Source organism: Lysinibacillus sp. HST-98, assembly GCF_016757845.1.
GTDB lineage: Bacteria > Bacillota > Bacilli > Bacillales_A > Planococcaceae > Lysinibacillus > Lysinibacillus capsici.
Map to the genome: position 1 here is coordinate 109033 of NZ_JAENHX010000001.1, position 14222 is coordinate 123254.

14 protein-coding genes are annotated in these 14222 nt (G+C 36.4%); 8 read left to right on the forward strand and 6 right to left on the reverse strand.

Annotation, left to right across the window (positions count from 1 at the left end):
• Positions 1-126: 126 nt before the first annotated feature.
• Entirely contained in the window at positions 127-1089 is a 963-nt protein-coding gene (locus tag JIN86_RS00595) for an MBL fold metallo-hydrolase (RefSeq protein WP_202341007.1), read from the forward strand.
• 211 nt (positions 1090-1300) lie between these two features.
• Here JIN86_RS00595 and JIN86_RS00600 read toward each other — a convergent pair whose 3' ends face one another.
• On the reverse strand, positions 1301-3118 hold the full coding sequence (locus tag JIN86_RS00600) for a DNA ligase D (RefSeq protein ID WP_202341008.1): 1818 nt from the start codon (positions 3116-3118) through the stop codon (positions 1301-1303).
• A 106-nt stretch (positions 3119-3224) separates the two neighbouring features.
• Between JIN86_RS00600 and ku the strand changes: the two genes are divergently transcribed.
• Positions 3225-4046 (forward strand): non-homologous end joining protein Ku, encoded by an 822-nt coding sequence (gene ku, locus JIN86_RS00605; protein ID WP_004225181.1) that lies wholly within the window; start codon positions 3225-3227, stop codon positions 4044-4046.
• 31 nt (positions 4047-4077) lie between these two features.
• On the opposite strand, the gene JIN86_RS00610 is transcribed toward ku, so the two are convergent.
• Positions 4078-4599: an AAA family ATPase gene (locus JIN86_RS00610; protein ID WP_202341009.1), complete on the reverse strand. Its 522-nt coding sequence runs from the start codon at positions 4597-4599 to the stop codon at positions 4078-4080.
• A 139-nt stretch (positions 4600-4738) separates the two neighbouring features.
• Here JIN86_RS00610 and JIN86_RS00615 point away from each other — a divergent pair, with 139 nt between their 5' ends.
• A complete protein-coding gene (locus JIN86_RS00615) occupies positions 4739-5746 on the forward strand; it encodes a serine hydrolase domain-containing protein (RefSeq protein ID WP_202341010.1) in 1008 nt (335 codons plus the stop codon).
• A 14-nt stretch (positions 5747-5760) separates the two neighbouring features.
• Here the strand turns inward: JIN86_RS00615 and JIN86_RS00620 are convergent, their stop codons facing one another.
• Complete coding sequence (locus JIN86_RS00620; protein WP_202341011.1) at positions 5761-6291, reverse strand: dihydrofolate reductase family protein; 531 nt, start codon at positions 6289-6291, stop codon at positions 5761-5763.
• A gap of 100 nt (positions 6292-6391) precedes the next feature.
• Between JIN86_RS00620 and JIN86_RS00625 the strand changes: the two genes are divergently transcribed.
• A complete protein-coding gene (locus tag JIN86_RS00625) occupies positions 6392-7345 on the forward strand; it encodes a helix-turn-helix transcriptional regulator (protein WP_202341012.1) in 954 nt (317 codons plus the stop codon).
• A gap of 90 nt (positions 7346-7435) precedes the next feature.
• A complete protein-coding gene (locus tag JIN86_RS00630; RefSeq protein WP_004225170.1) occupies positions 7436-8482 on the forward strand; it encodes a DUF418 domain-containing protein in 1047 nt (348 codons plus the stop codon).
• Positions 8483-8841: 359 nt separating this feature from the next.
• Here the strand turns inward: JIN86_RS00630 and JIN86_RS00635 are convergent, their stop codons facing one another.
• A complete protein-coding gene (locus JIN86_RS00635; RefSeq protein ID WP_202341013.1) occupies positions 8842-9696 on the reverse strand; it encodes a malate synthase in 855 nt (284 codons plus the stop codon).
• Positions 9697-10123: 427 nt separating this feature from the next.
• Between JIN86_RS00635 and JIN86_RS00640 the strand changes: the two genes are divergently transcribed.
• The gene (locus JIN86_RS00640) at positions 10124-10360 is read left to right on the forward strand and encodes a hypothetical protein (protein WP_202341014.1); all 237 of its coding nucleotides are present in this window, start codon (positions 10124-10126) and stop codon (positions 10358-10360) included.
• A gap of 52 nt (positions 10361-10412) precedes the next feature.
• Here JIN86_RS00640 and JIN86_RS00645 read toward each other — a convergent pair whose 3' ends face one another.
• Together JIN86_RS00645 and JIN86_RS00650 are read right to left on the reverse strand one after the other, a co-directional pair.
• Positions 10413-10805: a RidA family protein gene (locus tag JIN86_RS00645; protein ID WP_004225163.1), complete on the reverse strand. Its 393-nt coding sequence runs from the start codon at positions 10803-10805 to the stop codon at positions 10413-10415.
• Positions 10806-11490: 685 nt separating this feature from the next.
• The gene (locus tag JIN86_RS00650; RefSeq protein ID WP_004225161.1) at positions 11491-12042 is read right to left on the reverse strand and encodes a hypothetical protein; all 552 of its coding nucleotides are present in this window, start codon (positions 12040-12042) and stop codon (positions 11491-11493) included.
• A 216-nt stretch (positions 12043-12258) separates the two neighbouring features.
• Between JIN86_RS00650 and JIN86_RS00655 the strand changes: the two genes are divergently transcribed.
• The gene (locus JIN86_RS00655; protein ID WP_004225159.1) at positions 12259-12924 is read left to right on the forward strand and encodes a response regulator transcription factor; all 666 of its coding nucleotides are present in this window, start codon (positions 12259-12261) and stop codon (positions 12922-12924) included.
• Position 12925: 1 nt separating this feature from the next.
• Positions 12926-14173, forward strand: a complete 1248-nt coding sequence (locus JIN86_RS00660; RefSeq protein WP_202341015.1) for a sensor histidine kinase — start codon at positions 12926-12928, stop codon at positions 14171-14173.
• Positions 14174-14222 lie beyond the last annotated feature (49 nt).

A 14222-nucleotide genomic window follows, 5' to 3' on the forward strand; every position in this document is an offset into this window, starting at 1 on the left:
TAAAAAAATGAATAGACATTCAGTTTAATTTTCTATTATTATATAGTATAACAACTACTTTTTGTAGCTAAATATCGCATTTATAAGAATAATTAGCTTTTTTTGAAATAAAAGGGGGAAATTAAATTGACTAGCGTCCAACAAATCGCACCAAATTTCTACTGTATCGATACACATGATTTAGGTCGAGAGCAGCGAACAAGCTCCTATCTATTAATCGATGAAAAGATAGCTCTCATCGAAACTTCAGCCAGCCCATCTGTACCTTATATTATGGAAGGGTTACAGAAATTAAATATTGCCGTAGAGGATATAGACTATGTCATCGTGACACATATTCATTTAGACCATGCAGGCGGAGCAGGTTTATTTTTGCAAAGCTGTCCCAATGCTAAATTAGTGGTTCATCCACGGGGCGCAGCCCATATGATTGATCCAAGTCGTCTTATTCTCAGTGCTAAAGGGGTTTATGGCGCTGAATTTGACCGCCTTTTTGATCCAATTGTGCCCATTGACGCTGCAAGAATTATTGAAGTTCTTCACGAACAGCGTTTGCAATTAGGTCAACATCATTTAACGTTTTATCATACTGAGGGGCATGCTAAGCATCATGTTTCAATGCTTTATTCCGCAACAAATGGCTTGTTTGTAGGAGATACAACAGGCGTTCGCTATCCCGAAATGGATGAGGAAGCAATCGATTTAATCATTCCGTCCACCTCTCCAAATCAATACAACCCTGAAACAATGGAACAATCCTTAAAATTGTACGAAAAGCTACAAGCAAGTGAATTATACTTCGGTCACTATGGGGCTTATAAAAATCCAGCAGAAGCCTATCGTCAGGTGCGCTATTGGACACCGCTCTTTTTAGAAGAAGGTAGAAAAGCGCAAGCAGCATCCAGCCAGTTCCAAGAACAAGTTCACTACTTAGATGCTCGCTTAAAGGAACTTTTATTCAACTATCTACAGGAAAACGGCATTCCGTCCGATCATCCTGTCTATCAAACCATTCCATTCGATACCATTGTGTCCGCAATGGGCATACTGGATTACCTCGAAAAGGCAAATGCACAGGTTCCACTTTAACGGCAATAAGAGGTGTTCCCCATGACATTGGGGACACCTCTTTTTTAGAAGCGCTTATAGTACTGGTCAATGCAAGCTTTTTGTAAAACCTTCCCTTTTACATCGGAGGGCGCTCTTTTTTCAGGTGAACCCACTTACTTTTCTGATCAAAGCGCTCACCTCATTCAGTAGTGCCATGACCTGTCTCACATATAGAGGCTTATCCTTGTCCTCATTCCTTTAATTGATCTAGAACTGCTTGAAAATTTTGTTGCTCCCCTACTTCACGAAATAATTGAAAGGGATTGCTCATTTTTTTCATGCGCTCCATGACAAAGGGAATCGTAAAAAGTGTTGGTGTTAGGTTTTCATTGACCTCCTCCCATAGAAGCGGTGTGGCTACTAAACCCATTTCATTGCCCCGAGTAGAATACGGAGCAATGATGGTCTTGCCCTCTGCATGCTGCACATAATCTAAATATAATTTTTCATGACGATTCTTCTTTAAACGCTCAATTGTATATAAATTTGGCTTTTGCTCACATAAAAAGCGACAAACAAATTCTGTAAATATACGTACCTCTTCATAAGTAAATGTATTGGCGGGTAAAGGAATATATAGCTGTAAACCTTTTCCACCTGATGTTTTGACAAAGGATTGTAGCTGAAAATAATCAATAATGTTCTTTAAATCAAGTGCTCCTGAAACGGCTAATGAAAAATCTTGTACTGAGGGAGGATCTAAGTCGAAAACGATTTCTGTCGGGTACGGAGAATGATGTGTTTGAAATGGAATGTGGAACTCTAATGCCAGCTGATTTCCAAGCCACAATAACGTTTCCAAGTTATTACACACGATATAATCAATATCATCCATCAAAGCTGTTGCCACAAAATTAGGCATTTTTTCTGGTTTACTTTTTTGATAAAAACCTTCATCTGGAACACCATGTGGATAGCGTATTAGCGTTAGAGGGCGATCCTTTAGAAAAGGCATTAAATAGGGCGAAATATTTTGCAAATAGAACAAGTATTGATCCTTTGTAATACCCGTATTCGGCCATACAGGCTTGTCTGGATGTGTGATAGCAACTGAATCAGGGATAGGATACAGTTGACGTTGCATGTGCAACCAACGACAGTCCTCAGGTGATATCTCTAATCGAAAGGCATGAAATCTAGGTTCCCGAAGCTTACTACCATCAAAATCAATACAGGCAATATCAACACAAATCGAAGGCTCAAGTGCCCATAGCTCCTTTTTACGCAGTCCATTAGTCTGAAAGAATTTGACAAGTATTCGATGCTCTTCCTCTGTCATACCATGCTTAAACGTAACGACTTCTCGTAATTGATTGTCCTCAAAAACTGCACCATGAAAATAACTATTGCTATGGTCATATTGTGTGACAATGACTGTGACATAACGCCAATTTTTTATCTTTAACCAGTGATTTGATCGTATATTTTCAAGCCATTTACTTGTTTTCTTCTTAGCGACAATGCCTTCCCCATTGTAAAGCTTGATGGACTGCCATAAGCTCTCATGCTCCTCACTACCATGTATGACTTGGATAGGCGTTGGATTCTCATAGTTTACGCTTGGCCATTTGAACTTCGTCGCAAGCTTGCCCAATTGCTCCTTACGCGTTTTTAAATAGTGGTTTTGGAGAGATTCTCCTTTAAGGGTTAAAACATCAAATGCTAGATAGTGAAAAGGACATGAATGAGCATGTTCCTGAATCACGTCTTGATTTTGCATTCTTCCCCTCTTCTGAACAACGGCAAAATCACTTTTATAATGATTGCGTAAATAAACTAACTCCCCATCCAAGGTTAGGGGTAAAAAGGTTTGGATGGATGTATAGATTTGCTGACAAAAAGCTAAAATTTCGGGAAACAAATGATTTAAAAGTCGTCCATTTCTGCTAATGAGCTTCGGCTCCTCATCCCAAACTAATAAGCAGCGAAAACCATCATATTTTGTTTCAAATAGCCATTCATCTCCACTAGGAACATCGTTTGTTTCCGATAAAAGCATTGGTTTCATTCCGCTATACCTACTTTGCTTTTTATATTCAGTGTTTGAAGATTTCATTTTAAGATACATAAAAAACCTCAAAATACATCATAGTAAGAAAAACGAGGTGACAACAATGCATACAGTGTGGAAAGGCAGTATTTCCTTTGGACTTGTTAATATTCCTGTGAAACTACATGCTGCTACTGAAAATAAAGATGTCAAATTACGTCAGCTTCACAAAGACTGCCATACGCCGATTAGCTATAAAAAGGTTTGTGAGGGCTGTAACCAAGAGGTAACAGATGAGGATATCGTGAAGGCTTATGAATATGCCAAAAATAAATTTGTTGTGTTGGATCAAGAGGATTTAGAAAACTTGCGTAAGGAAAATGAAGATAAGGCTGTGGAAATTATTGATTTTGTGCAATTAACTGAAATCGATCCAATCTATTTTGAACGCACCTATTTTTTATCACCCGATTCGACGGGAGCCAAAGCCTATTCATTGTTACGAAAAACATTAGAACAATCAGGGAAAATTGGCATTGCCAAAATCGTTATCCGCTCTAAAGAGCAACTTGCCATTGTGCGTGTTTATCAAAATGCCCTTGTGATGGAAACAATTCACTATCCAGATGAGGTAAGGAGCATTGGCGATGTCCCTAATATTCCAAGCGAACAGGATGTAGTACAAAAGGAGCTCGATACAGCCCTCATGTTAGTGGAACAACTAACAACTACATTCAACCCTGAAAAATATACAGATGATTACCGCAATGCTTTATTAGAACTAATTGAAGAAAAGAAAGCTACAAATACGATATCTACAAGCGATAAACAACGTCCAATTCCTGAAAATGTCACGGATTTAATGACAGCTCTACAGGCCTCTTTAGAAAAAACAAAAAAGCCCGCTACAAGAAAACGGACTACACGTACAAAGAAAAATGCTTAAGAACAAGCGTATCCTGACATCGGGATACGCTTTAGAATTGTCGAAAATAGGAATCTAAATCCTTTTTGCGCTGAATCATTAAAAGTTTAGCCAATACAGCATGTTGCTGTTTAAAGAATTTAGGCTTTCCTACCCTTTCAAAGCGTTTATTCCAACGAAACATTTTAAAAAAGATCGAAAAAGTAGGTTGATAGTGAGCTTTTTCGAAGCCCATTTTTTGTTTTATAAATCTTTTTATTATACGAAAGACTCGAATTTTATAAGGCGTATCGAGAAAGATAATGCAATCAGCTTGCTGGAAGCTATCAACAACCCATTCCTCCTGATGGATCCCCTCTATAATCCAACTGTTCGTTTGGAGAATGGTTTGTAAGTGCTCCTTTTTTTCTTCATCTGTTCTTAAAATATCCCCTGATTCCTTTCGCATCCATGCCACATTATCAAGCTCATAATAAGGAATCTGCAAGGTTTTAGATAACTTCCTCGCCAATGTTGTTTTCCCACTGCCAACGGACCCAATGCTATGTATTTTTTGTGGAAACGCTTTTGTCACAGAACCCCTCCATTATATGTACCTTTGTAGAAATAATTCCTTTATTATACAATAGATTTCAGCTTACATAACGATAGTTTTCCAAGAACATTCATTCCCAATTATGGTATGATGAAGGAAAACTAGGAGATCTTTATTCATGACAATACATGAGCAAATGTCGCAACAACAAATAGCTGGCCTCAGCATTGCCTATATAAAGGATGGTGAGCTTCAGAAAGCAGAGTGCTTTGGTCTATTAGAAGTCGGGAAAACTAACAGAATCAATACCGAAACCATCTTCAATGCCTGTTCAATTAGTAAACTAGTTACAAGCATTTTAGTGATGAAGCTGGTCGAGCAAGGTATCGTAGATTTAGATGAGGATATTAATCAAAAGCTCACATCTTGGAAGATGCCAGAACATAGCTACACTCAGGAAAAAAAAGTAACATTACGACATTTGTTAAGTCATCAGGCCGGGATTATTGACCCTAAAGGCAGCTTCTCTCCCTTACATTCACTATGGCAGAGGCCTTCGATGGTCGACTTATTAAAAGGTACAACTCCTTATTGTTCTATACCAATCGATAGTACTTTTGAGGCTGAGCAAGAATTTCACTATTCCGATGCTGGCTTTTGCATTGTTCAATTGCTGATTGAGGATACAACAGGCTCAAGTTTTTCAACACTCATGACAGACCTGATTTTTCAACCACTAGCCATGACAAATAGCTTTTTTTCTTCCGCATTCCCAACTGCCAATACAGCAAGTGGTCATCAGAAAGGTGGCACCCTAACAGCACAAAGATACCCTATTTACCCGTATGATGCAGCTTGTGGATTATGGACAACACCGTCAGATCTAGCAAAATTATTACAAGAGGTAATGCAGGCTATCAAGGGAAAGGGTACACTTGGTTTAGCTTCAATTCATGAGCTAATTCGTCCTCAGGGCTGTAAAGAATGGATGGGCCTTGGTGTATTTCTTGATGGTGCTGGTGAGCAGCTTGAAATATCCTCGCTTGGCTGGGGTGTTGGCTATCAATGTATGCTAGTGGCCTACCCCCACCTAGACAAAGGCTTTGTGGCCATGATTAACACCGATACAGGCGTCCATCAAATGCAAGGTCTCTTAGGAGAAATCTATCGTTCCTTTATCAAATAAAAAAGAGGCGTGATTTAAGCCTCTTTCTTTACCTCATAATGCAGTTGTACCATTTGACCATATCGTTTTGTTTCCAATAGCCTTAAGTTTTCGAATGGACGTGGAGATTTAAACAAGGGTATTCCTGAGCCCAGTAAATGCGGTGTAATCGTAATAATCCATTCGTCAATTAGCCGCTCCTGTAAAAAAGCATCTAGAAGCTCCCCTCCCCCTACCATCCAAATCTTTGTGCCTTCTTGCTCTTTTAAACGTTGAGTAAATGTGATGACATCCTCTTGGATAAACGTCACATGCTCATTTTCCCCAGTTTGAGTTGTTGAGAACACATAGCATTTTTTATCAGGATAAGGGAACGGTTTAATATGTTCTAGGATATAATCATATGTTCGTTTTCCCATAATGACGGTATCAATAGTTTGATACATATCAGCGTAGCCATTATCACCCTCTCCCTCTGTTTCCTCTAGCCACTGTAGATCATCATTTTCCTTGGCAATAAATCCATCTAAACTCCCTGCAATAAATACCAGTATTTCCCTTGACATTACGTCAGCTCCTCTTCTTTTGAAAATCTCTTGTACAATCTCTATACTAAATATAAAACATGACAACTATTGGCATGATTAAATAAAAAGGTGAAAAAATATGACCAAAGCTAAACGATTAATTGATATTTTGCTATTCGTCAGTGTGAAAAAGAAATTTACAGCGCAGGAAATTGCCGACACCTTCCATATTTCCGTGCGAACGGTGCATCGTTATCTTTTGGATTTAAGTGATATGGGGCTACCCATTTACGCAGAACAAGGAAGACATGGGGGCTATACGGTGCTATCAAATGCCATTCTCCCCCCGATATTATTTACTGAAGAAGAGGCGGTCACCATTTTCTTTGCATTTCAGTCTTTGCACTATTATCGTGATTTACCCTTTAATACTGAAATGAAGTCTGTCTCTCAAAAGCTGTATGAATCCTTACAGAAGGAAGCCAAGAAAAAGGTGGATACGCTGCAATCCTATATTGCCTTTTGGAACCCTAAAAGAGCCATTACAACACCACTCCTAACGGACGTTTTAGAGGCTATCATCAACCAATCACAACTGCATATCCAGTATGAATCGAAGTCTGGCATCACCTCTAAGCATATCCAGCCTATTGGGGTGTACGCTCATGATGGCTTATGGTATATGCCTGCGCTACTGCTATCAAATGAAAGAATATTACTCTTCCGTGTAGATCGAATTAAAGACATAAAAATTAGTGAAACAAACCGTAAAACGACGATGAATTTGCAGCAATGGCTTGAAACTGACTATGAGTCTCAGCAGCCTATTCGCTTATATGTAGAATTATCAAGCGAGGGCGTTCGTCAATGTTTAAGTGAGCCCCATCTTGAAAAAGCGGTTGTTCAACATAGTGATGGAACAGGTTATATCGATACGATCATCGATCAACATGAGCTCCACTTTAATAGCTCCCTATTCTTTCGTCTTGGACAACATGCGATTGTCAAAGAACCGCAAGCACTAATTCAGCTTATACGTCAGCATGCACATGAGCTATTAGCGATTTACCCTGAGCCATTAGAGCCTCTATAAGATGACAATTTTGTCAGATTCACGTAACATTCATCGTTACTACTTTTAAAAGATCTTCCTTATAATGAGTTTTGAAGGAGGAGATATACGTTGCAACCGACCAACAGTAATAAACGAATTGATACATTAGATTATTTAAGGGGGTTCGCCTTACTGGGCATTATTTTAGTCAATATCCCCTCATTAATGTGGATTGAACCACCTGAATTGGCTAATGATATTGCCTATAGCCACTTTCTAACACTTTTTGTAGAGGGCAAATTTTTTATCATTTTTTCATTTTTATTTGGAATAGGATTCTATCTCTTTATTTCACGCGCACAGGCAAGGGGCGAAAAAGCCTATGCCTTATTTAGTCGTAGACTTTTGATTTTACTGTGTATGGGGCTTGTGCATTTTTATTTCCAACCCGGTGAAGCCTTAACTGTCTATGCTATTTTTGGCTTTGTAGCCTTACCTTTTTATAAAATGCGCAAAGACATCAATCTCATCCTTGGGTTCATCCTACTAGCCATCACCGCCTATTTTGGTCTAAAAATTTTAATGCCATTTCCACTGATTTTGCTTGGTCTAGCTGCTGGTCAATATCATTTATTTGAAAATATCTCGTTACATCGAAATAAAATCAGGTTAGTGACGATTGTAATGGGCTTTATAAGCATGGCTAGCTGGTTTTATCAATGGCAGTATGTCCCTGAGCCTCTTGTTAATATCCAACATTTGCCCAAGGATCAGCTAGAGCCTCATATTACAAATATCGAGCAATTTTCATTAATTGGACTACAGTTTAGCCCATTTGCTTCTGCCTTTTACATGGGAACAATCATCCTATTATTACAAAATACTTTGTTCCAGCGACTATTGGCACCGTTAAAAGCATATGGGCGCATGGCCTTGACTAATTACTTGGGGCAAACAGTGCTCATTCTCTTAATTGGTCATGCTTTCGGTTTAATCGGACAACTTCGCTATCTTGAATCTTTGTGGATTTGTTTAGGTATTTATGTTTGCCAATTGCTCTTTAGTAAGCTATGGCTATACTTTTTCCGCTTTGGCCCTATGGAATGGCTATGGCGAATCGGGACATATTGGACAATTCCTCCACTACGACAAAGTAAGGAAGATTATTTATCGTAAAGGATAAATACCTATCAACTTGGTGGTAAACATCATATATTGGTAATGTACCCTACTCGCTTTCCATCTTTGCTCATATCTTCAGCAAGAAACACATCCCCATTTTATGTGGTCACCGAAGTGACTAATTTAAAAACAGCGTTAATCCATTGTTAACGCTGTTTCTTTTACTTTTATTAAACCTAAAAAGTGAATTATTGGGGGGTACTTTGTGGGGAATAGGTATTATAAGCTAGTAAAGTTACTGGGACATAAACATACAAGTCACGGGATTTTAAATCCCGTGACTTGTATTCATTGCCATTATTTTTCTCTTGCAAGCAAGTATAGCTCTTCATCTTGATAATTGGTTCACTGTACTAAATACGGGTTAATGCGCCATCAGGTTTGGGAATTTCTTGAACTGCTATCTGATTCATTTTACAAAAATGTTTAAAGAATTGTTGTGCCAACTCCCGTTCTTGTGGGTCACTTTTCAACGATATGATATCAAGTAAAATTTGAGCCATCCATAAATTTTCGAAATAACGATATTTCCCCGTCTTCCATGTCATTTTTTCGGGGAATTTTTCATTCATATAATATTGCCAGAAAAGTAACTGATCCGATTCCTGTTCTGTCAGTTGAATTCTGTATTTTGAATGGGCAGGAATATGTCCATCTTCACACAGCTTGCCAACGAATTTTTCATTCACCATATAGACACCTAAGATGCGTCTATCACTTTCAGGCTGGCTGGAATCTCTTGCTGTTAAAAGGACAGCGCTATTTTGGTGCAAGCGGCTCGGCTTGTTTGGCTTTCCTTTGTTACTACCACTCTTTAATATACCTGAAAAAACATTCCACTCTGAAACAGAACTATTCTGTTCCTCTGAATCACACCAAAAAACCATCTGTGATGAGGGATGAAGTTTATGATTACTCATAAGTTTTTCGTGTTCCAAGCGAAGCAAGAGTTCTTTCCGTTGAAGTTCTTTTACCTCTTCCATCCGCGATTCTTCTTCTTTTCGTTCAATTTCCTTTTTTTGTATGATTTCCTCAAGTAACTTAGCATCACTTTTATCATGTATTGTTAGGTGCTTTCCAAATACATCTGGAAAAACAAACCTTTTATTTTCTGATGCAAAATGTATTTCAATACTTGAATCATTTTGATTAACTATACTACCTATGCCAAAACGCTTGTGTGTAACTTTCTTATTAATTAGATTCATTCATCTAGTCCTCCTTATGGAATAAAAATTAAGTTACTATTAGATAGTAAATTTTTTCCAAATAACTTCTTTAAACAATTTCGAATTTTTCTTCCGTTTAAAAATAAAAAAACGTATCCAAATTCTTTCTGCAAAATAGGACATCGGAATTCGAAATACGTTTATAAAAAATTATCGTAATACTATTATAACATTTTTTAATAAAATTACAAATTTATTATTGACAACTCATTTTTACATGAGTTAAAATATTCATTTATCCTCTGAATGTCATTTGAATCATCTTTGAAAAGACCATAAACTTCTGAAAAACGCCTTATAAAACCAACTGTCCCTTGTTACATACTTTGATGCCCATAAATTCTTCACCTGTTACTTATCCTAAGCATACAATGCAACTAATACCCTTTTTTGTAGGGCGGATTATATGAAGCAAAATAAAGGTAATCGGAATAGTGAGGGATTGGAATCCGTGAGTCCAGCAGCTAAGCTGGCTGTCGCGATCACAACACGTGGAGACGCTCTAGCGACCATTGCGGCTGGTCTTGCGTTAGAAAATGAGTTGAAGGAAAATGAAAGTAATAGCAATGATATTGACAAACTACAAAAGCAAATTGACGAATTAAATTATGAAATGAAACAATTAAAAAGGATGTTACGTTAATACCATGTTACACAAAAACGACAATACCACATGGATATTGTCGTTTTTCAGGCTATTTAGCAGCCCAAAGTTCAATCTCTATTTTTATATCTGGTAGCCCTAATGCTGATACATAAGCAATAGTCATAGAGGGATAGGAATGACCAAACATTACTTCCCATTGCTGATCGAAATGATGCCAATCAATCTCCTCTGTCGCCCATATATTCACCTTTACCACATGAGATGCATCCAATCCCTCAGTTGCTAAAAGCGCTTCAATATTTCTAAATGTATTGGTGGTTTGTTCAATTAGATCTGTAGGCAGTTGATCATCTTGATCAACCCCAATTTGTCCAGAAAATGCAAACAATGTTGCATCTTTCGGAATGATTGTCATGTGGCTATATTCCCCCACAGGGCTAGGTACCTGCATTGGAGTTTTACGTATAATGTTTGTTTTCATATTCTCTTCTCCTTTAGGATCGTATTTTTCTAAAAAAGGGCAGACTTATCCCTCGTTCGTTGATTTTAGAAAAAAACAGCTGTGGAGAACCCTATACCCATGCTTAAAAAACGAATAGCCCTTTTTTTCATGTGAATTCTCCTCCTTGTCCCTAAAGTTATGTTCATTTTACCATTTCTATCCTACACAATCAATGAAATACCCAAACTATTTAGCATTTCATTTATTATTTCTCAGGCAATTAACTATTCAACTATAGCAATCACAACATATATATAGTAGTGTAAAGCTAAACTAGCCTTACACCTCCGAAATTGTTACTAGGGTCACTCCATCCCAAGTGTCCCTTTGCCTAATAGAACTAGGTACCCCTCTTTGGCGTACCTAGTTTTTTCGTTATTTTGGGGTCGTGTCGGTGGCTAAGTTTTGTCCACTTCCATTACAGCTAGTATGAATTCTGAGGTGTAGAATTCTTATACGGAAATATACCATACCCAATACAAGAACTATAAACTTAAATATAATTACACATTACACTTCCCTAATGCGATCATTTTGCATTAAGCTCAAATACTAGAAATTCTTTGTCTAAAACATTGTTTATAAAACAAATATATAGAAATGAATACAATAGGCAACAAAAATGTTAAGCTGAGTAATTATGAGCCGAGTCATGTTTACATGACTAAGAGATAAAAATATGAATCCCTCCTGCAATAACACTTAATGCGGCTATGGAAATATGGATTGTTCGTAAGCTTCGATTTTTTCTATAGTTGAAAAAATTCATTCCTACGATAGCAGTAATAGACAAAAGAATAATTGCAATCAAGCCAATAATTCCTTCATTCTCCAATTCACCCTCATTAAAGTACATGATTAACCCATGACCTATACCTAATAACAATGCCATTATGCCAAAAAGAATATGATATCTACCTATTAACTTTGCTGCAGATAAATATAGCCCTTTAGCTTGTGGGAATGTACGAATTACAGACTTCATGAAGGTTCGAATAGGAAAAATCATACCAGCTGCACCAATTCCTATGAATGTACACCAACCAATTAATTCACCAATATCCTCATAACGTCCTTCCTCGTGTTGTTGTCTACCGTTATCCTCATAATCATATTCATCTTTTCCATCAAAAATATCATCTGCATATATGGGATTTACATCATACATAAAAAATATAACTACCAATACTATCCCAAAAATTTTTAAATATCGCATAGGAGATCTCCTTCCATATTGAGTTTCAACATTAGTCTAAGCAAACAATATGAAAAAAATCTGAAAAACGGCACTAGAAAAAATTACGATATTTAACTAAAATTTCTTTTTTGACTTAGAATAAGTAGAAGGTTGGTTGCATAAAAAATTCAGGTGGATTTCATAATGTTGTTATAAATTAGTTATACTGAGTATAAAAAAGGTAGGGGAGCTTCGTTGAAAATACTGATAGCAGAAGATGATAATCGGTTAAGGAAAAACATTGTTCACATCATTCAAAAAGAATTTCATCAGGTCGATGCTGTAGATAATGGTCAGCATGCATTAGAATACATACTGTTTCAAACTTACGACCTCGTCATTCTAGATTGGATGATGCCAGAATTAAGCGGTATTGATGTGTGCAAAGAAGCTAGAAGAAATGGTTATGAAGGTGGCATTTTAATACTAACAGCAAAGGATGATAGCAATGACATCATCCTTGGATTAGATGCAGGTGCTGATGATTATGTTGTTAAACCATTTAAAATGGAAGAACTCTTAGCGAGAATACGTGCCATTTTAAGAAGAAAAAATAAATCCATTCATCAAATTATTCAAATTGATGATTTAAAGTTATATTTGGATTCTAGGACACTTTATAAAGATAATCAAGAAATACTATTAACTAAAAACGAATTCTTATTGTTAGAGTACCTTTTTATCAACAAAGGCATCGTTCTTACTAGAGAACAAATTTATACACAAGTATGGGGATTTGATCATGAAATGACTAACAACAACCTTGATGCGTTAGTAAAATTAGTTCGTAAAAAAATCGATTATAATCGATCAAAATCCATTATTGAAAACATTAGAGGAATAGGATACAGAGTGAGGTAGCATGTTTAAGAAAACTCGTAAAAAATTAACTTTATTTAACTCCATTTATTTTATAGGCTTTTTCTTTGCTTTTCTTATTATTCTTTATTTTTCATTAGTTCAACTAATGAATTATCAACAAGTAGAAGAACTAGAAACTTATTACGAAGAACAATATCATGACTTTTTTGAGCACAAAAATGATAATGAAGGGAAATTAGAATTTAACCCAAATGGTATGTATTTTTACTATGTTTACACAAAAGACCAGATACTAGTCCACGGTGACGAAAACTATCAAGGTTTATTTAAAGATCTAGAAAAAATCATTCAAACGGAAAATCCTTCTAAACGTTTTGTAAAAAATTTAAATTGGCGCGATAAACATCTTTTAATTTTATCGAAACCCATTCAGACTAACGATGAATTCCTAGGATATATTGTTATAGGCAAATCGACCACATCACAATATCATTTTTTTCAAAAAATGATTTTACTGTTTATAGTTTTAATTATAATTTTTACAATCATAATTGGATTCTTAAGTTACTACATGGCAGGAAAAGCCATGATCCCCATTCAACATGCACTTGAAAAACAAAAAAGTTTTGTTTCAGATGCTTCTCATGAGTTAAGAACACCGCTAAGTGTATTTTATAGTTCACTCGATATTTTAGAATCTGATGAAGCTAATAATATGAGTGATTTCGGTAAAGAATTAATCGAAGATTTAAAGCATGAAGCAGCGTTAATGAAAGAGCTATTAGAGAAACTATTATTTTTAGCCCGACATGACAAAAATCGTATTCATTCAACTAAAGAAAAAATCTCCTTAACAGAGTTGCTTATAACGATTAGTAGGAAGTTTAAAAGAGCGTTACCAAAAACAATCGTTTTCGAAACAGAAATCCAACCTAATGTTGAATTTATTGGAAATTCAAATAATATAACTGAATTAATTTATATATTATTAGATAATGCAGCCCAGTACACACAAAAAGGATCCATCTATCTAAAGCTTTTACAGACTGATAAAATGATATATATCTACATTGAAGATACAGGCATTGGGATTTCTAAGGAAGACCTCCCTTTTATTTTTGATAGATTTTTCCGGAGTGATGCTGTGAGAAACCGAAACGGAACAGGACTGGGACTTGCTATAGCTGATTCTATTGTTCAAGATCACGGAGGAACATTAACAGTTCAAAGCGAGTTGGAAAAAGGTACAACATTTTGTATTCAATTTCCTCTTTATAATAAAAAGTAGGCTATTTATCGTTACATGATGGATAAACCATAGAATGGCATTACATGAA

What these genes read in the sequence shown, in the direction of transcription:
- JIN86_RS00600 (WP_202341008.1), bottom strand. Translation starts at nt 3,118, where the DNA reads ATGAAACCAATGCTTTTATCGGAAACAAACGATGTTCCTAGTGGAGAT.
- ku (WP_004225181.1), top strand. Translation starts at nt 3,225, where the DNA reads ATGCATACAGTGTGGAAAGGCAGTATTTCCTTTGGACTTGTTAATATT.
- JIN86_RS00615 (WP_202341010.1), top strand. Translation starts at nt 4,739, where the DNA reads ATGACAATACATGAGCAAATGTCGCAACAACAAATAGCTGGCCTCAGC.
- JIN86_RS00620 (WP_202341011.1), bottom strand. Translation starts at nt 6,291, where the DNA reads ATGTCAAGGGAAATACTGGTATTTATTGCAGGGAGTTTAGATGGATTT.
- JIN86_RS00625 (WP_202341012.1), top strand. Translation starts at nt 6,392, where the DNA reads ATGACCAAAGCTAAACGATTAATTGATATTTTGCTATTCGTCAGTGTG.
- JIN86_RS00635 (WP_202341013.1), bottom strand. Translation starts at nt 9,696, where the DNA reads ATGAATCTAATTAATAAGAAAGTTACACACAAGCGTTTTGGCATAGGT.
- JIN86_RS00640 (WP_202341014.1), top strand. Translation starts at nt 10,124, where the DNA reads ATGAAGCAAAATAAAGGTAATCGGAATAGTGAGGGATTGGAATCCGTG.
- JIN86_RS00645 (WP_004225163.1), bottom strand. Translation starts at nt 10,805, where the DNA reads ATGAAAACAAACATTATACGTAAAACTCCAATGCAGGTACCTAGCCCT.
- JIN86_RS00650 (WP_004225161.1), bottom strand. Translation starts at nt 12,042, where the DNA reads ATGCGATATTTAAAAATTTTTGGGATAGTATTGGTAGTTATATTTTTT.
- JIN86_RS00660 (WP_202341015.1), top strand. Translation starts at nt 12,926, where the DNA reads ATGTTTAAGAAAACTCGTAAAAAATTAACTTTATTTAACTCCATTTAT.